Source organism: Pseudomonas sp. LARHCG127, from assembly GCF_052871455.1.
The window spans coordinates 220,986-242,650 of sequence record NZ_JBIXJT010000012.1 but is presented as its reverse complement, the minus strand read 5'-3'; the positions used below and the strand labels follow the sequence as shown (position 1 = coordinate 242,650).

20 protein-coding genes are annotated in these 21,665 nt (G+C 61.6%); 7 read left to right on the top strand and 13 right to left on the bottom strand.

Annotation, left to right across the window (positions count from 1 at the left end):
- Positions 1–699 precede the first annotated feature (699 nt).
- Entirely contained in the window at positions 700–978 is a 279-nt protein-coding gene (locus ACIPQ1_RS21235) for a DUF3509 domain-containing protein (protein WP_003204481.1), read from the bottom strand.
- 355 nt (positions 979–1,333) lie between these two features.
- Between ACIPQ1_RS21235 and ACIPQ1_RS21230 the strand changes: the two genes are divergently transcribed.
- From ACIPQ1_RS21230 to ACIPQ1_RS21215, 4 genes are all read left to right on the top strand, one after another.
- Positions 1,334–3,160, top strand: coding sequence for a long-chain-acyl-CoA synthetase (locus ACIPQ1_RS21230; protein ID WP_446534726.1), 1,827 nt, complete (start codon positions 1,334–1,336; stop codon positions 3,158–3,160).
- 94 nt (positions 3,161–3,254) lie between these two features.
- The gene (locus ACIPQ1_RS21225; protein ID WP_446534725.1) at positions 3,255–3,773 is read left to right on the top strand and encodes an ankyrin repeat domain-containing protein; all 519 of its coding nucleotides are present in this window, start codon (positions 3,255–3,257) and stop codon (positions 3,771–3,773) included.
- 234 nt (positions 3,774–4,007) lie between these two features.
- Positions 4,008–4,538 (top strand): hypothetical protein, encoded by a 531-nt coding sequence (locus tag ACIPQ1_RS21220; protein ID WP_446534724.1) that lies wholly within the window; start codon positions 4,008–4,010, stop codon positions 4,536–4,538.
- Between the two features lie 71 nt (positions 4,539–4,609).
- On the top strand, positions 4,610–4,801 hold the full coding sequence (locus ACIPQ1_RS21215) for a PLDc N-terminal domain-containing protein (protein ID WP_003204476.1): 192 nt from the start codon (positions 4,610–4,612) through the stop codon (positions 4,799–4,801).
- Between the two features lie 60 nt (positions 4,802–4,861).
- Here the strand turns inward: ACIPQ1_RS21215 and ACIPQ1_RS21210 are convergent, their stop codons facing one another.
- From ACIPQ1_RS21210 to gcl, 9 genes are all read right to left on the bottom strand, one after another.
- Entirely contained in the window at positions 4,862–6,064 is a 1,203-nt protein-coding gene (locus ACIPQ1_RS21210; RefSeq protein WP_446534723.1) for an MFS transporter, read from the bottom strand.
- 279 nt (positions 6,065–6,343) lie between these two features.
- Positions 6,344–7,342, bottom strand: coding sequence for a sulfate ABC transporter substrate-binding protein (locus ACIPQ1_RS21205; RefSeq protein WP_411385337.1), 999 nt, complete (start codon positions 7,340–7,342; stop codon positions 6,344–6,346).
- A gap of 93 nt (positions 7,343–7,435) precedes the next feature.
- Positions 7,436–8,260, bottom strand: coding sequence for an ion transporter (locus ACIPQ1_RS21200; RefSeq protein ID WP_250965811.1), 825 nt, complete (start codon positions 8,258–8,260; stop codon positions 7,436–7,438).
- Between the two features lie 21 nt (positions 8,261–8,281).
- Positions 8,282–9,193, bottom strand: coding sequence for an urea transporter (locus ACIPQ1_RS21195; RefSeq protein ID WP_411385336.1), 912 nt, complete (start codon positions 9,191–9,193; stop codon positions 8,282–8,284).
- Between the two features lie 122 nt (positions 9,194–9,315).
- Complete coding sequence (pyk, locus tag ACIPQ1_RS21190; protein WP_411385335.1) at positions 9,316–10,731, bottom strand: pyruvate kinase; 1,416 nt, start codon at positions 10,729–10,731, stop codon at positions 9,316–9,318.
- Positions 10,721–12,001 (bottom strand): glycerate kinase type-2 family protein, encoded by a 1,281-nt coding sequence (locus ACIPQ1_RS21185; RefSeq protein WP_411385334.1) that lies wholly within the window; start codon positions 11,999–12,001, stop codon positions 10,721–10,723. The genes pyk and ACIPQ1_RS21185 overlap by 11 nt, the downstream gene beginning before the upstream one ends.
- A gap of 147 nt (positions 12,002–12,148) precedes the next feature.
- Complete coding sequence (locus tag ACIPQ1_RS21180; protein WP_411385333.1) at positions 12,149–13,039, bottom strand: 2-hydroxy-3-oxopropionate reductase; 891 nt, start codon at positions 13,037–13,039, stop codon at positions 12,149–12,151.
- A gap of 163 nt (positions 13,040–13,202) precedes the next feature.
- A complete protein-coding gene (hyi, locus tag ACIPQ1_RS21175; RefSeq protein ID WP_411385332.1) occupies positions 13,203–13,985 on the bottom strand; it encodes a hydroxypyruvate isomerase in 783 nt (260 codons plus the stop codon).
- A gap of 137 nt (positions 13,986–14,122) precedes the next feature.
- The gene (gene gcl / locus ACIPQ1_RS21170) at positions 14,123–15,898 is read right to left on the bottom strand and encodes a glyoxylate carboligase (protein ID WP_411385331.1); all 1,776 of its coding nucleotides are present in this window, start codon (positions 15,896–15,898) and stop codon (positions 14,123–14,125) included.
- 268 nt (positions 15,899–16,166) lie between these two features.
- On the opposite strand from gcl, the gene ACIPQ1_RS21165 reads away from it, so the two are divergent.
- Together ACIPQ1_RS21165 and ACIPQ1_RS21160 are read left to right on the top strand one after the other, a co-directional pair.
- On the top strand, positions 16,167–16,601 hold the full coding sequence (locus tag ACIPQ1_RS21165) for a GlcG/HbpS family heme-binding protein (RefSeq protein ID WP_250965805.1): 435 nt from the start codon (positions 16,167–16,169) through the stop codon (positions 16,599–16,601).
- Between the two features lie 217 nt (positions 16,602–16,818).
- Positions 16,819–17,277: an REP-associated tyrosine transposase gene (locus ACIPQ1_RS21160; protein ID WP_250965804.1), complete on the top strand. Its 459-nt coding sequence runs from the start codon at positions 16,819–16,821 to the stop codon at positions 17,275–17,277.
- A gap of 130 nt (positions 17,278–17,407) precedes the next feature.
- Here the strand turns inward: ACIPQ1_RS21160 and ACIPQ1_RS21155 are convergent, their stop codons facing one another.
- Positions 17,408–18,013, bottom strand: a complete 606-nt coding sequence (locus ACIPQ1_RS21155) for a TetR/AcrR family transcriptional regulator (protein WP_411385328.1) — start codon at positions 18,011–18,013, stop codon at positions 17,408–17,410.
- Between the two features lie 291 nt (positions 18,014–18,304).
- On the opposite strand from ACIPQ1_RS21155, the gene ACIPQ1_RS21150 reads away from it, so the two are divergent.
- The gene (locus tag ACIPQ1_RS21150; protein ID WP_411385327.1) at positions 18,305–19,219 is read left to right on the top strand and encodes a DUF808 domain-containing protein; all 915 of its coding nucleotides are present in this window, start codon (positions 18,305–18,307) and stop codon (positions 19,217–19,219) included.
- Between the two features lie 131 nt (positions 19,220–19,350).
- Here the strand turns inward: ACIPQ1_RS21150 and ACIPQ1_RS21145 are convergent, their stop codons facing one another.
- Together ACIPQ1_RS21145 and ACIPQ1_RS21140 are read right to left on the bottom strand one after the other, a co-directional pair.
- The gene (locus tag ACIPQ1_RS21145; RefSeq protein ID WP_186708152.1) at positions 19,351–20,139 is read right to left on the bottom strand and encodes an MlaA family lipoprotein; all 789 of its coding nucleotides are present in this window, start codon (positions 20,137–20,139) and stop codon (positions 19,351–19,353) included.
- Positions 20,132–21,430 (bottom strand): serine/threonine protein kinase, encoded by a 1,299-nt coding sequence (locus ACIPQ1_RS21140; RefSeq protein WP_411385326.1) that lies wholly within the window; start codon positions 21,428–21,430, stop codon positions 20,132–20,134. The genes ACIPQ1_RS21145 and ACIPQ1_RS21140 overlap by 8 nt, the downstream gene beginning before the upstream one ends.
- Between the last annotated feature and the right edge of the window lie 235 nt (positions 21,431–21,665).

Genomic DNA, 21,665 nt, shown 5'->3' with positions numbered 1-21,665 from the left:
CCACTCGGCACCTCGCCTAGGCTCGGTGTGCCCTCACTCCGGCATTGCTCCGTGGGCCGCCGCGAAGGGCCATCCATGGCCCAGCGCGGCTACCTCGGCATCCATGCCGAGGTGCCCACTGCGCAATGCCTGCGTTCGGCCAGCGTGGTTTAACGGGGCGTTCAGATCAAGATCAAGATCCAAAGCAAGAGCAAGAGCAAGAGCAAGAGTGGGGCAAAGGCCGACATCTATGTGGCTGAGCCACCGCTATCGCGAGCAAGCTCGCTCCCACAATGGATCTGCGGTGAACACAAACTCATGAACACCCAAGATCCCCTGTGGGAGCGAGCTTGCTCGCGAAGAGGCCGGCCCACCAACATCACCGTCAACTGACACACCGCTTTCGCGAGCAAGCTCGCTCCCACAATGGATCTGCGGTGAACACAAGACTCATGAACACCCAAGATCCCCTGTGGGAGCGAGCTTGCTCGCGATGAGGCCGGCACATCCAACATCACTGCAAACGGGCCCACCGCCTTCGCGAGCAAGCCCGCTCCCACAGGAGGAACGCGGTCCCCATCAGTCATAAGTGGCCGTTACCGCAGAAACGGATATACACACCGATCAATTGCCCTCAAAAGAAGGCGCAAAAAAACGACGCTTCCCATCTCTGAAAAGCGCCGTTTCCAAGTAAACAGCAAATCAAATTGACCAGCAGACTCAAGCGCTATGGTAAGTCGGCAGCGCAAACCGATGCTGGCTCTGCAACAGCGTGATCTGTGGCAACTCGCTGGCCTGTTCAGCCAGGTCGCGACGGATCGCGCTGATCGCCCAGGACAACTGGTCCCCCGCATGCAATTGAGCATAGGAAATCGTGCGCTTGAACAGCTTGCCGTCGCTATTGCGCAAGGTCAGCAAAATGCCGCCATCCGGGCGGGGCTGAGTGGTCACTTCGTAGTTGGAAAACAGGGACGCAAACTTTTCTTGAATCATGTTCATAGTTGACTGCTCCATGGTGTGGCAAACCGTGGAGGGGTGGTTGCACTGTCTGTGCCAGCATCTAAGTTTTCAATAAATACTTTAAAAACAATAGGTTATGTTTTGTGTGGGATTTTGCTTTCGTGCATCTTGCATGAATGGCCACCGTGCATCCTGCATTTTGCGTGGTCCGGCAATGATTTTTGGAACCAAATCGTTTTCCGGCGCTCACGCTTCGCCTGTCTCGGGCAGCGGATACAAAACATTGCAAAAACCGCGTGTACAGCCTCGCAAGTGCGAGCGTACTTTCGAGCCAAAATCACCGCCAGCCCGATAACAAGAACCGAGACCCACGAGGTCGAACGGGGAAATCACCATGAGTCGTACACCCAACGACACCATTACCTGGGGCATGATGCTGCGCAAGTTGCCTGCCATCGCCAGGGCCGTCCCGCGCATCGTCAAAGGCATGAAGCTGGCCAATGTCCAGGACCCGACCCAGCCTTGTGGCCTGGGCTGGTGTTTCGAACAGGCCACGCAACGCAATCCCCAGGGCCCGGCATTGCTGTGTGGCGACACGGTGTTGAGTTATGCACAGGTCAACGCGCAGGCCAATCGCATCGCCCATTACCTGTTGGCCCAGGGCATCGGCAAGGGCGATTGCGTGGCGATCTTCATCGAGAACCGGCCGCAGCTGTTGATCAGCGTGCTGGCGATGGCCAAGGTTGGCGCGGTCAGTGCCATGCTCAACACCTCGCAAACCGGCGATGCGCTGGTGCACAGCCTGGCCCTGGTCAACCCGGTCGCGGTGGTGGTCGGGGACGAGCGGGTCGCGGCCTTCAACGACGTGCGAGCGCGCACCGCGCTGTCGAGCGGCAGGACCTGGTGGGTAGCGGATCAGGACAGTGGCGATGTTCCGTCCGGCTTCGTCGACCTGATGGCTGATTGTGCGGATTACCCCGGCGATAACCCGGCGTGCAGCCAGCAGGTTTTTTGCAACGATCCATGTTTTTATCTCTACACCTCGGGCACTACCGGCCTGCCCAAGGCCGGAGTCTTTCGCCATGGTCGCTGGATGCGCACGTCCACCAGCTTCGGTCTGATCGCCTTGGACATGCAGCCCGACGATGTTGTCTATTGCACCTTGCCGCTGTACCACGCCACAGGCCTGTGCGTGTGTTGGGGCGCGGCGATCTGTGGCGCATCGGGGTTCGCGATTCGCCGCAAGTTCAGCGCCAGCCAGTTCTGGAGCGATGTGCGCCGTTACCGGGCGACCACCCTGGGGTATGTCGGCGAGTTGTGCCGCTACCTGATCGACCAGCCTGTCGCTGCCGATGACCGCCACCACGGTGTGAGGAAAATGATCGGCAACGGCCTGCGCCCTGGGGCCTGGTCGGCCTTCAAGACGCGCTTCGGCGTCGACCACATCTGCGAGCTGTATGCGGCCAGCGACGGCAATATCGGTTTCACCAATATCCTGAATTTCGACAACACCGTCGGATTCTCGCTGATGGGCTGGGAGCTGGTGCAGTACGACCAAGCCAGCGGCTTGCCGTTGCGCAACCTGCAAGGGCGCATGCAAAAAGTCCCCAGGGGCCAACCGGGCCTGCTGCTGGCGCGGATCGACGAGAAGGCACCACTGGACGGCTACACGGATCCCGCCAAGACCGAAAAAACCATCTGCCGGGATGTCTTCGTGCCGGGCGACCGTTATTTCAACACCGGGGACCTGCTGCGCAACATCGGCTTCGGGCATGGGCAGTTCGTCGATCGCCTCGGCGACACCTATCGCTGGAAAGGCGAAAACGTCTCCACCACGGAAGTCGAAAACGTCTTGCTGCAACACCCGCAGGTGGCCGAGGCGGTGGCTTACGGTGTGGAGATCAATGGCACCAATGGCCGCGCCGGCATGGCGGCGATCACCCCGTCTGAATCCCTGGCGACCCTGGATTTCAGCGAGCTGCTGCAATTTTTGCACTGCAAGTTGCCCGTATATGCCGTGCCGCTGTTCCTGCGCATCAAGGTGAAAATGGACACTACCGGCACCTTCAAATACCAGAAGACGCGCCTCAAGACCGAAGGGTTCGATCCGTGTGGCACTGGGGATGAGCCGGTCTATGCCTGGCTTCCCGGCACCGACACCTACGTGCGGGTCGACCGGCAACTGGCGACCCGGATCCAGGGCGGCCAACTGCGTTATTGATTCTGGCTATGACGGGCACAGTGAAAAAAGGGATGACAGCGCCCAGGTCCCTCGGGAAACTAGCCGCTTTGCGAAGACCCGAGTGGAGTTCCCGATGTCCGATACAAGCCGCCAGATGACCCCGGAAGAGGCTGCCGAGTTTGCCGAGCAGGTGTTCAACGTCGCGCGCCAGGGCGACGCCGCCATGATGGCCGCGCTGTTGAGCAAGGGCCTGCCGCCCAATCTGCGCAACCACAAGGGTGACACCCTGTTGATGCTGGCCGCTTACCACGGGCATGTGGAAACGGTGAAAGTGCTGCTGGAGCACAAGGCCGATCCGGAAATCCGCAACGACAACGGCCAGAGCCCGATTGCCGGCGCGGCGTTCAAGGGCGACCTGCCCGTGGTCGCGACGCTGGTGGACGGCGGCGCGCAGGTGGAAGGCGCTTCCTTCGATGGCCGTACCGCCTTGATGATGGCGGCGATGTTCAACCGGGTGGAAGTCGTCGACTACCTGATCGGCAAAGGCGCCGACCCGAAAGCGAAGGACGCCAACGGCGTCTCGGCCCTCGATGCCGCGCGGACCATGGGCGCGGTGGACACCACGGCGCAGTTGGAAAAATTGTTGGGTTGAAGGCCCAAAGCAGATCCCGACCGCTTTTGTGGCGAGGGAGCTTGCTCCCGCTGGGCTGCGTAGCAGCCCCAAATCCAGCCACCGCAACCTGTCAGGTTTACCCTGCCCAGCGGATTTACGACTGCTTCGCAGCCGAGCGGGAGCAAGCTCCCTCGCCACAGGTTCCTGACTCGACCGGTGCGATGCGCTATCCTGCCCGCCCTCAAAACTCCATTCGCCACAGGATTCACCCCCATGAAAGCGGCCCTCATCGAACTCATCGGTAAAATCAGCTCCGGCTGCCTCGGCGAGGCGGACATCGAGAAAATCGCTGATGAAGCGGCCCAGGCCTACGCGGACCCGACGGCTTTCCTGGCGGCCAATCCCGATATCAATTACGACGACACGTTCCCGATTCCGTTGGGGGAATGGGTGGTGGTGGGCAGCCTGCCGGACACCGTGCTGTTCCAGGCCGACACCTACGTGGACCTGTTCGAGCAGATCGTCGCCTCGTTCGGCCCCGGCGTGGCGTTCAACCTCAAGCCCAAGCAATTGGCGAAGACCGAAGCCCTGACCGCGCTCAACCGCATCCAGATCCAGATGGGCAGCCTGAACAAGGAAAACGGCGGCTACGTGCTGATGAACTTCAGCCAGTTGCTCGACGATGAATTGCAGATGGTGCTGGTGTACGGCAACGACGTGCCACGGGTGCTGGCGCTGTGTGCCGAAGTCGGCATCGCTGCCGCGCCGGCCCTGGAAGCCCTCAAGGTCGCGGTCCACGTCTGAAGCAATAAAACGGAACCCTTGCCGGGAGCCCGCTATCCTAAGGGGGCACACCACCATTTGGGAGCGACACCATGGGTTCCACCTTCAACGGCCTGGTCGGCCTGATTATCCTGGCGCTCGATATCTGGGCGATCATCAATGTCCTCAAGAGTGGCGCGGAAACCGGGATGAAAATCCTCTGGGTGCTGCTGATACTGCTGCTGCCGGTCCTGGGCCTGATCATCTGGGCGATTGCCGGGCCGCGTGGCAACGTGCGGATTTGAATGCTCCATGAAAAATGCCCGGGCGCCTTGAGCGACCGGGCATTTTTTGTGCCTGGGTAATCAGGCCGTGGCCAGGGAAACTTTCTTCGAGGCACTCAGGAAGCGCAGCAAGGCCAACAGCGGGAAGGCGCTGCCGACGATCACCACCCACAACCAGCCGCCGTGCTCGTACACCGCGCTGGCAATCGATGAGCCGAAGGCGCCGCCGACGAAGATGCTGGTCATGTACAACGCATTCAACCGGCTGCGGCTCTTGGCATCGAGGGCGTAAATGGTGCGCTGGCCCAGGACCATGTTCATTTGCACACAGAAATCCAGGACCACGCCGGTCACCGCCAGGCCGATCACGCTGTAGAGCGGATGGATGAATGCCGGCAGGAAACTCACGCTGGCGAACAGCATCGCCAGCAGCGAGGCATTGCGGGTATGGCCGGCATCGGCCAGGCGGCCGGCGATGGGCGCGGCGATGGCACCAATGGCGCCAACCAGGGCAAACAGGGCGATTTCAGTCTGGGACAGGCCGTGGTTGCGGGACAACTCCAGCGGCACGGCCGTCCAGAACAGGCTGAACGTGGCGAACATGCAGGCTTGGTAGAACGCCCGTTGCCGCAACAGCGGCTGTTGGCGCAGCAGGGTGCCGAGCGAACCCAGCAGTTGGCCATAGGAGGCGCTATGGTCGGGCTGGCGCTTGGGCACGGTCAGCGCCAGGACGATGCTGATCGCGGCCATCAACGCGGCGGCGATGATGAACATGGCGCGCCAGCCGAAGTGATCGGCCACGACACTGGATATTGGCCGCGCCAGCAGGATGCCCAGCAGCAGGCCGCCCATGATCCCACCGACAACCCGTCCCCGGGATTCTTCTGGCGTCAGGTGCGCGGCCAGCGGAATCAGGACTTGCACCGACACCGAACTGAAACCCACCAGCAGCGAGACCAGCAGGAACACGTTCGGCTGGTCAGTGAAGGCCGCCCCCAGCAGGCTGGCAATCGCCACCAGCGTGGTGAGGATCATCAGCCGGCGGTTCTCCAGCAAGTCCCCCAGCGGCACCAGGAAAAACAAGCCCAGGGCATAACCGATCTGGGTCAGCGAAACGATCAGGCTGGCCATGGTGCTGCTCAAGCCGACGTCAGGGGCGATCAGTTCGATGATGGGTTGGGCGTAGTAGATGTTGGCGACAATGGCGCCGCAGCAGAAGGCGAAGAGCAGGACCATGCCACGGGTCAGGGTGCTGCCGGGCGTGGTGGGGGGATGAGCACTCATGGCAATCTCGTCAGTGAACAGGAAAGATGGCGCGAGGCTAAAGCGTTACAGGGCTCTGGAACAGGGCTTGTGGTTGATAGCTGTCATGCCCGCGGTTAATGGTAGGCACAGCCCAGCAGATTAGACACAGCACAGCAGATAAGGGAGTGCTTTTGTGGCGAGGGAGCTTGCTCCCGCTGGGCTGCGTAGCGGCCCCATTCCGGCGGTCGCTGCGCAACCGAGCGGGAGCAAGCTCCCTCGCCACAAAAGCTTGCATGCAATCCTGGTTGAATCAGTGTCTTACTGCCCGCTATAGATCTGGTCGAAAACCCCACCATCATTGAAGTGAGTCTTCTGCACCGTGCGCCAGTCACCAAAGGTTTTTTCCACCGACAGGAAGTCTACTTTCGGGAAGCGGTCGGTGTATTTGGCCAGTACCGCCGGGTCCCGTGGGCGCAGGTAGTTGGCGGCGGCGATTTCCTGGCCTTCGGGCGACCACAGGTATTTGAGGTACGCCTCGGCGGCTGCGCGGGAGCCTTTTTTCTCGACCACTTTGTCGACCACGCTGACCGGTGGCTCGGCCTCGGCGGAAACGCTTGGGTAGACCACTTCGAACTGATCGCGACCGAACTCGCGGGCGATCATTTCCGCTTCGTTTTCAAACGTCACCAGCACGTCGCCGATCTGGTTGGTCATGAAGGTGGTTGTCGCGGCGCGACCACCGGTGTCCAGTACCGGCGCCTGCTTGAACAGCTTGCCGACGAAGTCCTTGGCCTTGTTCTCGTCGCCGCCATTCTTCAGTACATAGCCCCAGGCCGACAGGTAGGTGTAGCGACCGTTGCCGGAGGTTTTCGGGTTGGGCACGATCACCTGCACGCCGTCCTTGAGCAGGTCGGGCCAGTCTTTCAAGGCTTTCGGGTTGCCTTTGCGCACGATGAACACCGTGGCGGAGGTGAACGGCGCGCTGTTGTTCGGCAGGCGGGTGACCCAGTTATCAGGCACCAGTTTGCCGTTGTCGGCCAAGGCGTTGATGTCAGTGGCCATGTTCATGGTGATGACATCCGCCGGCAGCCCGTCGATCACTGAGCGCGCCTGCTTGCTGGAGCCGCCGAAGGACATCTGCACGGTGATGTTTTCGTTGTGCTCGGCCTGCCAGTGTTTCTGGAAGGCGGCGTTGTAGTCCTTGTAGAAATCGCGCATCACGTCGTAGGAAACGTTGAGCAGGGTCGGGGCGGCGTGGGCCAGGCCGCCAAAGGTCAGGCCGGCGGCGAGAAGGGAGGCGCCAAAGAAGTTCTTCACTGCGAATTCCTTTTTATTAACGGGGTTCCGGGCAATTAGCCAGCAACACTAGCGGCAAGCCAATAGGCCATCAAGCATTAAAAAGTGCTTTGCTTATTCCAATTTCCTAAACAACGCATTGCCACAACGGGAGCAGAAAGCGGCGCCGTGTTCATGGTTGTTTTTGCTGCACACCGGGCAATCGTGCTTGAGCTGGTCGCCGCGCATGGCCGTGGCCAGTTCCGCCGTGAAAATGCCCGTCGGCACGGCGATGATCGAGTAACCGGTGATCATCACCAGGGACGACACCACTTGGCCGAGTGGGGTCTTGGGCACGATGTCGCCGAAGCCTACGGTGGTCAATGTCACGATAGCCCAATAGATGCCCTTGGGGATGCTGGTGAACCCGTGCTCGGGGCCTTCGATGACGTACATCAGCGTGCCGAAGACGGTCACCAGGGTCGAGACGCTGACGAGGAACACGATGATTTTCTGCTTGCTCCCGCGCAGCGCCGCCATCAGGTAGTTGGCTTGCTTGAGGTAAGGGCTGAGCTTGAGCACACGGAAAATCCGCAACATGCGGATGATCCGAATGATCAGCAGGTATTGGGCATCGCTGTAGTACAGCGCCAGGATCCCCGGCACGATCGCCAGCAGATCCACCAACCCATAAAAACTGAAGGCATAGCGCAGCGGCTTGGGTGAGCAATACAGGCGCAGGCCGTACTCGACGATGAAGATGAAGGTGAAACCCCACTCGATACCGGCCAGCAGGGCGGCGTAGTGCTTGTGCACGCTGTCGATGCTGTCGAGCATCACGATCACCAGGCTGGCGAGGATGATCAGCAGCAGGGTGCTGTCGAAGCGCCGGCCGGCCACGGTGTCGGTCTGGAAAATGATCACGTAGAGGCGTTCACGCCAGTTGTTGCTGCTGTCCATACTCTTCGCCTGAACCCGGAATCAGCGAAGCCTAGGGTGATTACCCCGCAGAGTGCAAGGCGCGCTGTCGAGGCTGGCCTGGTGCCACGCCCGGCCGCCGGCCTGGATCAGCCAGCAGGCGAGGATGAACGGTGCCGTCAGGGGCGGCAGGCCGAGGGCGGTAAACCCTGGTGTGAGCATGACCGCCAGGAGGATGCCCGTCAGCGGCAGCCACGGGCGACGCTGTTGGCTGAAGGCCAGCGCCACCAACACAGGGTTGTAGCCGTCCAGTCCGGAAAGGGCGGTTGCGTTCCCCTGTTGCGACAAAGCGAAGGCCAGGCCGACGGCGGAAGCGAACAAGGCCCATACCGCGGCGCGACGGTTGGCCAGCAACAAGCCCAGCGCAATCAGTGCACCGGCCGCAGGGTGACCGAGAAACATGACCTGGCCCAGTCCGCTCAAATGCGCGGCCACCAGGTTGGGCATCGTCATTTCGATCGAAGTGGCTGGGGACGTCGGCGCGGTGACACTCATCAGCAGCCACGCCAACCCTACAAACGGCGCGGTGTAGGCGGGCAGGCAACGAGGGCTGCGGGTGCGTTTGAGCCATTGCTGGGTCAGCATCGCACTGAGGCCGCCAGCGGCGAGGATCAACGGCGGTAACAGCACCGACCAGGGCAACGCCTGGCTCAGCAGCAAGCCCAGCAGGATGCCGTTGTAGCTAAACAGCCCGGCTTGCCGATCGGCCTTGGCGTAACCACGTCGCTGGGCCGTCAGCAACCCGGCCACCCCGCCCAGCAGCGCGCCGCCGAACAGGGCCGGCGCCGTGAGCAGAATCGCCAGCAGGCACAGCAGGCCGCACAGCGGATGGCGCTGGAGGAAGATTTGGCTGAAGCCGTTGAGCAGGGCGGTGGCCCAGTCGGGGCAGTGGGGGGTGGAGGAATGGTTGGGCATGATGGGTCAGGAATAAGAGAACTGTGGCGAGGGAGCTTGCTCCCGCTGGGTCGCGCAGCGGCCCCTCTTTTTGCGGTTGCTACGCAACCGAGCGGGAGCAAGCTCCCTCGCCACAGAAAAGCTCAGAGCAGCGTCTCAATGCGCAGCGAATTGGTCGACCCCGGCTGCCCGAACGGCACGCCCGCGGTAATCAGCAGGGTATCGCCACGCTGGGCCATGCCTTGGGCCTGGGCGATTTCCAGGGCGGTGGAACAGACTTCATCCACCTGTTTCAACCGGTCATTGACCACCGAGTGCACGCCCCAGGCCACCGTCAGGCGGCGGGCGGCCTGTAGGTTCGGCGTGAGGTTGAGGATCGGCACCGTCGGCCGTTCCCGCGCCGCGCGCAGGCTGGAACTGCCCGATTCGCTGTAGTTCACCAGCACCGCCACCGGCAGGATGCTGCTGATGCGCCGGATCGCGCAGCTGATGGCGTCCGACACCGTGGCCTCGGCCTTCGGCCGGCTGACGTCCAGTTGCGCCTGGTAGTCGGGGCCGTTTTCCACCTGACGGATGATCTTGCTCATCATCTGCACGGCTTCGAGGGGGTAATCGCCGGACGCGGTTTCCGCCGAGAGCATGACCGCATCGGCCCCCTCGGCCACGGCGTTGGCGACGTCAGTGACTTCGGCACGAGTGGGGGCCGGGGAGAAGCGCATCGACTCGAGCATCTGAGTCGCCACCACCACCGGTTTGCCGAGGGCACGGCAGGTGCCGATGATGTTTTTCTGGATCTGCGGCACGCTTTCGGCCGGGACTTCGACCCCCAGGTCACCACGGGCGACCATGATTGCGTCGCTCAATTCGGCGATCTCGCGCAGTTGGGTCACCGCCGACGGCTTCTCGATCTTCGCCATCAGGAACGCCTTGTTGCCGATCAGCCCACGCGCCTCGCGAATGTCCTCGGGACGCTGCACGAACGACAGCGCCACCCAGTCCACGCCCAGCTCAAGGCCGAAACTCAAGTCGCGCCGGTCCTTGGCGGTCAACGGGCTCAGGTCGAGCACGGCCTGGGGCACGTTCACGCCCTTGCGGTCCGACAGTTCGCCGCCGTTGAGCACCTCGGTGTCGATGGCGTCGCTGTGCCTGGCGATCACGCGCAGGCGCAACTTGCCGTCGTCCAGCAGCAGGTCCATGCCGGGCTCCAGGGCCGCGATGATTTCCGGGTGGGGCAGGTTCACCCGGCGTTGATCGCCCGGTGTCGGGTCCAGGTCCAAGCGCAGGGCCTGGCCTCGTTGCAGCAGGACCTTGCCATCGGCGAACCGGCCGACCCGCAGCTTCGGGCCTTGCAGGTCCATCAGGATGCCCAGCGGGTAGTTGAGTTGCTGCTCGACCTCACGAATCCACTGGTAGCGCTGGGCGTGGTCGGCGTGCTCGCCGTGGCTGAAGTTCAGGCGGAAGATGTTCACCCCGGCCTGTACCAGCTCGCGGATGTCATCGATGCCGCGCGTCGCGGGGCCGAGGGTCGCGAGGATCTTGACCTTTTTATCAGGCGTCATGTTTGGGGTTCTCGAGGATCAGGATGGCGCGAAAGTCGTTGACGTTGGTGCGGGTCGGTTCGGTGACGATCAGCGCGTCAAGGGCGGCGAAGTAGCCGTAGCCATTGTTGTTGTCCAACTCGTCGCTGGCGCACAGGCCCAGCTCGGCGGCGCGGCGATAGCTGTCCGGGGTCATGAGGGCGCCGGCGTTGTCTTCGGAGCCGTCGATGCCGTCCGTGTCGCCGGCCAGCGCATAGATGCCGGGATGGCCCTTGAGGTTGTCGGTCAGGCTCAGCAGGAATTCGGCATTGCGCCCGCCACGGCCATCGCCGCGCACGGTGACGGTGGTTTCACCGCCGGAGAGAATCACGCACGGTGCTGCCAACGGCTGGCCGTGCAGGGCGATTTGCCGGGCGATGCCGGCGTGGACTTTGGCCACCTCCCGGGATTCGCCTTCCAGGTCGCCGAGGATCAGTGGGCTGAAACCGGCCTGCCGGGCCTTCACCGCCGCGGCTTCCAATGACTGCTGGGGGCGGGCGATCAACTGGAAGTGGCTGCGGGCCAGGCTCGGGTCACCGGGCTTGACGGTTTCCGACGCCGGGCTTTGCAGCCAGGTGCGCACCGAGGCCGGCACCTCGATGTGGTAGCGCTGGAGAATCGCCAGGGCTTCGGCCGACGTGCTGGGGTCGGCCACGGTGGGTCCGGACGCGATGACCGTGGCCAGGTCGCCGGGCACATCGGAAATCGCATAGGTGTACACCGTCGCCGGCCAGCAGGCCTTGCCCAGGCGCCCGCCCTTGATCGCCGAGAGGTGCTTGCGCACGCAATTCATCTCGCCGATGGTCGCGCCGGATTTGAGCAAGGCTTTGTTGATCGATTGCTTGTCGGCCAGGGTGATGCCTTCGGCCGGCAAGGCGAGCAGGGCCGAACCGCCGCCGGACAACAGGAAGATCACCCGGTCGTCTTCGCTGAGATTGCTCACCAGCTCCAGCACCCGTTGGGCCACGGCCAGGCCAGCGGCGTCAGGCACCGGGTGGGCGGCTTCCACCACTTCGATTTTCTGACAGGGTGCGCCATGACCGTAGCGGGTCACCACCAGGCCGGACACGTCGCCCTGCCAGCAGCGCTCGACCACTTGCGCCATGGCTGCCGCGGCCTTGCCGGCACCGATGACGATCACCCGGCCGCTGCGGTCGCTGGGCAGGTAGTGTTCGAGGACTTGCTGCGGATGGGCCGCGTCGATGGCTGTGGCAAACAGCTCGCGCAGCAGTTGTTGCGGATCGACCGACATGGCGGGCTCCCGGTTTTTATTATGAGTATCGATGCGACGCCGGGGGGTGCGTGCTTGCTCGCGATAGCGGTTTTACATTCAACAACGATGTTGGCTGGGCTACCGCTATCGCGAGCAAGCTCGCTCCCACATGGGATAGTGCAGGGCTTATTTGTCGCGAATCGAGAAATTGGCCATATGCTCCAACCCCTTGATCAGCGCCGAGTGATCCCAATTGCTGCCGCCGATGGCCGCGCAGGTGCTGAACACTTGTTGGGCGTTGGCGGTGTTGGGCAGGTTGATGTTCAGCTCCCTGGCGCCTTGCAGGGCCAGGTTAAGGTCCTTCTGGTGCAGGCTGATGCGGAAGCCCGGATCGAAGGTGCCCTTGATCATGCGTTCGCCGTGGACCTCAAGGATCTTCGACGAAGCGAAACCGCCCATCAGCGCTTCACGGACCTTGGCCGGGTCGGCACCGTTTTTCGAGGCGAACAACAGCGCTTCGGCCACCGCCTGGATGTTCAGGGCGACGATGATCTGGTTCGCCACTTTGGCAGTCTGGCCGTCACCGTTGCCGCCCACCAGGGTGATGTTCTTGCCCATGGCCTGGAACAGCGGCAGCGCGCGTTCGAAGGCGGCGCTGTCGCCACCGACCATGATGCTCAGGGTGGCGGCCTTGGCACCGACTTCACCACCGGAGACCGGGGCATCGAGGTACTGCGCGCCTTTTTCATTGATCTTCGCCGCGAACGCCTTGGTGGCGGTGGGGGAGATCGAACTCATGTCGATCACCACCTTGCCCGCGCCCACGCCCGCCGCGACGCCGTCGGCGCGGAACAGCACGTCGTCGACCTGCGGCGTGTCCGGGACCATGACGATGATGAACTCGGCTTCCTGGGCCACTTCCTTCGGGTTGGCCAAGGCCACCGCGCCGCCGGCCAGCAGGTCGGCCGGGGCCGGGTCGTGGTGCTGGGACAGGAACAGGCTGTGACCGGCCTTTTGCAGGTTCATTGCCATGGGGTGGCCCATGATGCCGGTGCCGATGAATCCAATTTTAGCCATGGGGAAATCCTCTCTTATTGAAATGTCCCGGGGTTCTGTGGCGAGGGAGCTTGCTCCCGCTGGGCCGCGAAGCGGCCCCAGAAATCCATGTAGGGTGAAAAATCATGCGTCTGCTTCGCAGCCGAGCGGGAGCAAGCTCCCTCGCCACAAAAGCCCGCGCCAGTCAGACCGCGTTATGGGTTTTCAGCCAGCCCAAGCCAGCTTCGGTGGTGGTCAGCGGCTTGTATTCACAGCCGATCCAACCCTGGTAGCCGATGCGGTCCAGGTGTTCGAACAGGAAGCGGTAGTTGATTTCGCCCGTGCCCGGCTCGTTACGGCCCGGGTTGTCCGCCAGTTGCACATGGTTGATCTCGCCCAGGTGCGCCGACAGGGTCCGGGCCAGGTCACCTTCCATGATCTGCATGTGGTAGATGTCGTATTGCAGGAACAGGTTGGCGCTGCCCACCTGCTCGCGGATCGACAGGGCCTGGGCAGTGTTGTTCAAGTAGAAGCCGGGAATGTCGCGAGTGTTGATGGCTTCCATCACCAGCTTGATGCCTTTGGCCTGCAGCTTCTCGGCGGCGTATTTCAGGTTGGCGACAAAGGTTTTTTCCACCAGGGTTTCACTGCAGTTCTGCGGGCGAATCCCCGACAGGCAATTGACCTGCGTGTTGCCCAATACTTGGGCGTAGGCGATTGCCAGGTCGACCCCGGCGCGGAACTCTTCGACCCGGTCCGGCAGGCAGGCAATCCCGCGCTCGCCCTTGGCCCAGTCGCCGGCTGGCAGGTTGAACAGCACCTGGGTCAGGCCGTTGGCGTCGAGCAAGGCCTTGAGTTCGGCGGAGCTGTAGTCGTAGGGGAACAGGTATTCGACACCACTGAAACCGGCCTTGGCGGCGGCTTCGAAACGGGCGAGGAAATCCTGCTCGGTAAACAGCATGGACAGGTTGGCGGCGAAACGCGGCATGGTGGTCTCCTGTAAATAATGTGAACGCACCCCTGTGGGAGCGAGCTTGCTCGCGATGAAGGCAGTACAGCCAACATCACCGGCACTGACTCACCGCTATCGCGAGCAAGCTCGCTCCCACAGGAGGGCGTCAGCAGTCAATCGAGCAACGAAATGGCGGTCGGTGCATCGTTGCCCACCAGCGCCAGGTCTTCAAACTCATTGACGGCGTTGATCTCGGTACCCATGGAGATGTTGGTCACCCGCTCCAGGATGATCTCGACGATCACCGGCACCTTGAACTCCTCGATCATTGCCTGGGCCTGGCGCAGCGCCGGTTGGATACCGGCCGGTTCGAACACCCGCAGCGCCTTGCACCCCAGGCCTTCGGCCACGGCAACGTGGTCCACGCCATAACCGTTGAGTTCCGGGGCGTTGAGGTTGTCGAACGACAGCTGCACGCAGTAATCCATGTCGAAGCCGCGCTGGGCCTGGCGAATCAAGCCCAAGTAGGAGTTGTTCACTACAACGTGGATGTACGGCAATTTGAACTGTGCACCCACCGCCAGCTCTTCGATCATGAACTGGAAATCATAGTCGCCCGACAGCGCCACGACCTTGCGGCTCGGATCGGCCTTGACCACCCCCAGCGCCGCCGGAATGGTCCAGCCCAAAGGCCCGGCCTGGCCGCAGTTGATCCAATGGCGTGGCTTGTAGACGTGGAGGAACTGCGCGCCGGCGATCTGCGACAGGCCGATGGTGCTGACATAGCAGGTGTCCTTGCCGAACACCTGGTTCATTTCTTCGTACACCCGTTGTGGCTTGACCGGCACGTTGTCGAAGTGGGTCTTGCGTTGCAGGCTGGCCTTGCGTTGCTGGCAATCCTGCAACCAGGCGCTGCGGTTCTTCAGCTTGCCGGCGGCTTGCCACTCGCGGGCCACTTCAATGAACACCGTCAGGGCGGAGGCGGCATCGGAGACGATACCCAGGTCGGGAGTGAACACCCGGCCGATCTGGGTTGGCTCGATGTCCACGTGAATGAACGTGCGGCCTTCGGTGTAGACGTCCACCGAACCGGTGTGACGGTTGGCCCAGCGGTTGCCGACGCCCAGCACCACGTCCGACTTGAGCAAGGTGGCGTTGCCGTAGCGGTGGGAGGTTTGCAGACCAACCATGCCGACCATCAACGGATGGTCATCCGGGATCGTGCCCCAGCCCATCAAGGTCGGAATGACCGGGATGCCAGCCAGCTCGGCGAACTCCACCAGCAGATCGCTGGCATCGGCATTGATGATGCCGCCGCCGGCCACCAGCAAGGGGCGTTCAGCCTGATTGAGCATTGCCAGGGCTTTCTCGATCTGCACGCGGTTGGCCGCGGGTTTGGCCAGGGGCAGCGGTTGGTAGGCGTCGATGTCGAACTCGATCTCTGCCATCTGCACGTCGAACGGCAGGTCGATCAGCACCGGGCCCGGCCGGCCGGAGCGCATCTCGAAGAACGCCTTCTGGAAGGCATACGGCACCTGGCCAGGCTCCAGCACGGTGGTCGCCCACTTGGTCACGGGCTTGACGATGCTGGTGATATCCACAGCCTGGAAGTCTTCCTTGTGCATACGGGCGCGGGGCGCTTGCCCGGTGATGCACAGAATCGGGATCGAGTCGGCCGATGCGCTGTAGAGCCCGGTCACCATGTCGGTGCCGGCCGGGCCCGAGGTGCCGATGCACACGCCGATGTTGCCGGCCTTGGTCCGGGTGTAGCCCTCGGCCATGTGCGAGGCGCCTTCAACGTGGCGAGCGAGGACATGATCGATGCCACCCACCTTCTGCAGGGCGGAGTACAGCGGGTTGATCGCAGCACCCGGGATGCCGAAGGCGGTGTCCACGCCTTCACGGCGCATCACCAGAACGGCGGCTTCGATTGCTCTCATTTTGCTCATGGTTTTGTGCCTCTTACGTTTTGTAATTGTATACAAGTGGCTTTGCGCAGAGTGTATTCATGGCGAACGACGCAGGTCAATCCATTTCCTCAAGCACCTGTTTCATTCGTCGGAACGCCAGGTTTTGCTGCGGCCTTTTGTCGTTAACGATTGTTTGTGAAAATTATTGTATACAAAAATTGTCGTTGTTGTGTTCTATTTGTTGGGTTCGGTTTTGCTGAAAGTGAAGCCCGCAAGGCGTTCCCATAACAAAAGAAGGACAGCACCCATGAGCGTTCTAACCTTGAAAATCGCCATCAACCTGGCCGGGCAAGTGCTTGCCGCAGGTCGTGAAATCAGCGCCGCACCCTTGACCGTCGCGGTCCTGGACAGCGGCGGACACCTGGTCGCCTTGCAGCGCGAAGACGGCGCCAGCCTGCTTCGCCCGCAGATCGCCATCGGCAAGGCCTGGGGCGCCATCGCCCTGGGCAAAGGCTCGCGCCTGCTCGCCCAGGACGCCCAACAACGCCCGGCGTTCTTCGCCGCGTTGAATGGATTGGGCCAAGGCAACGTCGTACCGGCCCCGGGTGGGGTGTTGATCAGGGATCAGGAGGGGAGAGTGCTGGGAGCGATTGGGGTGAGTGGGGATGTTTCGGATGTGGATGAGCAGGTGGCGGTGAGGGCGGTGGAGGCGCTGCGGTTGAGGGCGGATGCTGGGGCTTGATTTTGTATTGACTGGGCTTCCTTTATCGCGAGCAGGCTCGCTCCCACAGGAGGGTTGAGGTGGGCAGACACTCTGCAAACGCCGCAGATCTAAACTGTGGGAGCGAGCCTGCTCGCGATAGCTATCTACCAGACACATCCAGCCAAAAGTCTACCTCCCATCCAGGCATCCACAGGTCTAGCCTTCTCCATGAATCAAATCATCGAAGGGGCAAGGAATGCCTGGTTCACCTGCTTCACATAGACTGCGCCTCGGCCGCTACGCTGAATCCAGCCGGATCTATTTACTGACCACCAATACATTGGGCCGTGCAGCCGTTTTTAAGGACGTTATTCTGGGGAGGCTGGTTGTTGATCAATTTCGAAAAGCTCAGGAGCAAGGCTGGGCCGATTCATTGGCCTGGGTGGTCATGCCTGATCATTTCCATTGGTTGGTCGAGTTACGCAAGGGATCTTTGAGTGAGTTGATGCAAAGGACCAAATCATTGACTACTAAAGCTGTAAATCTGCGCCTGGATAATAAAGTCAGCCTTTGGCAACAAGGATTTCATGACCGAGCGCTGCGGCGGGAAGAGGATTTGGTAAAGCTGGCTCGCTATGTTGTGGCAAATCCACTGCGGGCAGGCCTGGTAGAGCGGCTTGGCGACTATCCGCTGTGGGATGCCATTTGGCTTTGACTTGAAATCGAGTTGTCTTCAATCGCGAGCAAGCTCGCTCCCACAGGGTTCTGCGGTGAATTTAGATTCTGCGAACAACCCAAATCCCTTGTGGGAGCGAGCTTGCTCGCGATGAAGGCCACTCGGTCTGTCAGCCGGGCTCACACCCCTTCAAAACCAACCGAATAATCGTCTGCGCCGCCGCTTCGTAATCCGCTTCATCCAGCTTGGCCTTGCCGGTCACAGCGCTGATTTGCCAGTCGAAATCGGCATAGGTCTGGGTGGCGGCCCAGATGCTGAACATCAGGTGGTTGGGGTCGATGGGGGCGATCTGGCCGCGGTCGATCCAGGTCTGGATGCAGTCGATGTTGTGCCGGGCCTGGGCGTTGAGTTGCTCCACCAGGTCGGGGCTCAGGTGCGGGGCGCCGTGCATGATTTCGCTGGCGAAGACTTTCGAGGCGAAGGGCAGGTCGCGGGAAATGCGGATCTTGGAGCGGATGTAGTGGCTCAGCACCTCACCGGGTACGCCGTCGGCATTGAACGGTGTCGAAGCCTGGAGAATCGGCTCGATGATGCTTTCCAACACCTCGCGGTAGAGGTTTTCCTTGGATTTGAAGTAGTAGTAGACGTTCGGCTTGGGCAGGCCAGCCTTGGCCGCGATGTCGCTGGTCTTGGTCGCGGCGAAGCCCTTGTCGGCAAATTCTTCGCTGGCGGCACGCAGGATCAATTCTTTGTTGCGCTCGCGGATTGTGCTCATAAACCCAGGGGTTCCTTGCCTGTTCTGGCGGTGGCGCATGGTAGCACCGGCCTCGCGCGGCGCTCAAGAATGCCCCTGGTGGCCTGTGTGGCTAATTCGTGCACTCAACTTCGGCGCCAGTGCTTGCCAAGCTGCGTTACCATTCCTCGCCGTAGCGGGCTACGACTCGTCATGGCGCCTTGCCTGGCAAGCACTGGCACTCGAATTTGAGTACTCGAATTAACCGTACAGGCCACAAGGCCCCGCGGCTCGCGGTATGCTGCGCAGCATTATTGTTCAAGGAGTCCCTCCATGGCTGGAAGCAGTTTGCTGGTACTGATCGACGATATCGCTACCGTACTCGACGATGTTGCGCTGATGACCAAGATGGCCGCCAAGAAAACCGCCGGCGTGCTCGGCGATGACCTGGCGCTCAACGCCCAGCAAGTGTCAGGTGTGCGCGCCGAGCGCGAGCTGCCGGTGGTGTGGGCGGTGGCCAAGGGGTCGTTCATCAACAAATTGATCCTGGTGCCGTCGGCGCTGGCGATCAGTGCCTTCGTCCCTTGGCTGGTGACGCCGCTGTTGATGATCGGCGGCGCCTACCTGTGCTTCGAAGGGTTCGAGAAACTGGCCCACAAGTTCCTTCACAGCAAGGCCGAGGACCAGGCTGAACATGCGCAACTGGTCGAGGCGGTGGCGGATCCGGCGGTGGATCTGGTGGCCTTCGAAAAAGACAAGATCAAGGGCGCCGTGCGCACTGACTTTATCCTTTCGGCGGAAATCATTGCCATCACCCTCGGCACCGTCGCCGAAGCGCCGCTGACTCAGCAGGTGATCGTGCTGTCGGGCATTGCGATTGTCATGACCGTTGGTGTGTACGGCCTGGTGGCGGGCATCGTCAAGCTCGATGACCTGGGGCTCTGGTTGACGCAGAAGCCAGGACAGGTCGCCAAAAGCATCGGCGGGGCCATCCTGCGCGCAGCACCCTACATGATGAAAAGCCTGTCGGTGATCGGCACCGCAGCGATGTTCCTGGTGGGCGGTGGCATCCTTACCCACGGCGTGCCGGCGGTGCATCACTGGATCGAAGGCGTGACGGCCAGCGCCGGTGGCGCCGGGTTTATCGTGCCGATGCTGCTCAATGCGGTGGCGGGGATCGTGGCGGGGGCGGTGGTGCTGGCGGGTGTGCTGGCAGTGGGCAAGGTTTGGAAAGCGCTGAAAGGCTGAACCTGGCAACACAAAACAACTGTGGGAGCGAGCTTGCTCGCGATAGCGGTGTATCAGCCAATGCAAATGTAGCTGAACCGACGCCATCGCGAGCAAGCTCGCTCCCACCGAGGATTTTGGGTGGCCGAAAGTTACTCGGCAATCTGCAATTTGCGCGACTCGGTGTACACGTAGCGCACCTTTTCATATTCGAACGGCGTGTTCAGTTGGCCGTAGCGGAAACTGGTCTGGTAGCGCTTGTCCACACCGCGCAGGAGCAAGAGCTCCGGGTGGTTGGAGCTGACTTCCGAGACGTTCAGGAAGTTGATTGCCGATTCGGCGGTGTAGTCCACCAGCAAGCCCGAGGTGTCGCGCAGGTTCGAGGGGCCGAAGATTGGCAACACGAAATACGCGCCGCCCGGCACGCCGTAGAAGCCCAGGGTCTGGCCGAAGTCTTCGCTCTGGCGCGGCAGGCCCATGGCGGTGGCCGGGTCCCACAGGCCGGCGATGCCAACGGTGGTGTTGAGCAGCAGGCGCGCCGTGGTTTCCATCGAACGCTTGCCCTTGAATTGCAGCAGGCTGTTCATCAGGTTCGGCACGTCTCCCAGGTTATTGAAGAAGTTACTGACCCCGGTGCGCACGAAGCCGGGGGTGATGTAGCGATAGCCGTCGACCACGGGCAGGAAGACCCATTGGTCGAAGCGGTAGTTGAAGTGATAGACCCGGCGGTTCCAGGATTCCAGCGGGTCATAGACGTTCAATGCGTTAAGGGTCGAACGCTCGAACTCGCGTTGGTCCAGCCCCGGGTTGAACTTGAGCTTGGTCAGCGGTTCCTTGAAACCGTCCGAATCCACCACCACAGGTGCATCGGCCTTGCTGTTGTCGGCCTGGACCATGCCCGCACTGATTAACGCAGCGATAAGCAGCAGATATTTAGCCACGGAAAAACTCCAGCATGGCGTCGCTGTTGACGCGGTAATTAAGGTTGCCGCAGTGGCCGCCCAGTGGATAAACCGTCAGGCGATCGCCAAAGGTCTTGCGCAGGAAGCCCAGGTCGCCCGGGCCGAGAATCACGTCGTCGGCGTTGTGCATGACCGAAATCTTCGTGCTGGCCTGCAAATAATCCTTCAGTGCGTACAGGCTCACCTGGTCGACCAGTTGCAGCAGGCTGCCGCCGTCGGTGCGCGCGCGCCACATCGGGATCACCTGCTCGGTGAGGTAGCAGTCGAAATCGCATTGCAGCGCGCGCTTGAGAAATGGCGTGAGGCTGGTGCTTTCGGTGATCGGGAATTTCGGCGGGATGATCAGGCCGCGGCGGTTGATCAGGTCCGAGGTGAAGGCGATGTCGGCCGCCGAGAAGCGGAACGAGGTGCCGATCAACATCGCCATTTGCTCGTTGCTCAGGTGTTGCTTGGACTGCTGGAAGTCATACAGCAACGCATCGTTGAGGTCGATGTAGCCTTTTTGCTGGAAGTAGCGGGTCAGCTTGTTCAACACCAGTTCATAAAAAGTCGTGGTGCTGTTGATGCCCTTGACCTCGGTCTGGACCAGTTTGTCCAGGTTGGTGATCGAGGTGTAGAGGTTCACCGGCGGGTTCAGCAGCAGCACCTTCTTGAAATTGAAGCTGCGCCGGGTTTCGTCCAGGTGGGCGACGAAGGCCGCGTCCAGGGCACCGAGGCTGTAGCCGGTGAGGTAGTACTCGGTGACGGGTACTTTCGGGTTCTGGGCGCGTACCGCCTGCATCACCCGGTACATGTCTTCGGCGTCTTCCTTGGTGATGCCCGGCGTGGCGAAGCGCGAAGCGGCACTCATGAAGTCGAAGCTGGTGGGCGAGGACAACTGCACCACGTGGTAGCCGGCCTTGTAGTAGAGGCGCTTGAGGTACTCGTTGAGGGTGCTGTCGTAGCGTGCACCGGTGCCGGCGATCAGAAAAATCAGCGGCGCGGGCTTGTCCTGGGTGGCCATGCGGTAGGTGAGGCTTTTTACCGGCCAGAAGTTGTCCGGCAGGATGAACTCGCGTTCCGGGCGCAGGGTCAGGCTGTGGTCCGCCTGATTGATGTCTTCGATCAGTGGCAGCTCCGGACGCAGGTCCGGCGGCGTGGTGGCGATGGTCGCCTCGAACGGGTTGGTCAAGGGGTAGCCATAGCTGGCGGCGTCAATATCTGCCGCCAGCGCGGACGCACTCAGGATAAGGCCGCCGAGGAGGGCAGCGAAGCGCAAGGAACGGAGCATGACTAGATCCCTTAGAGGAAGGTGCCGAATGAGGTTCGCAGCCTATGACCACCGAAGCGGAGCCAAGTGCCATGACGGGCACAAAACAGGCACGGACGGGGCGCGATAGTAGCGGGACGATACACGGTCATGCGCAGTAGCGGCTAGTTATCTGGTATTTACCGTATTTCGCCTGCGAACCTCACTGTGAGGGGGCGCCAATTGCGCGAAATCATTAGCTGGCGTTCTGATGTCG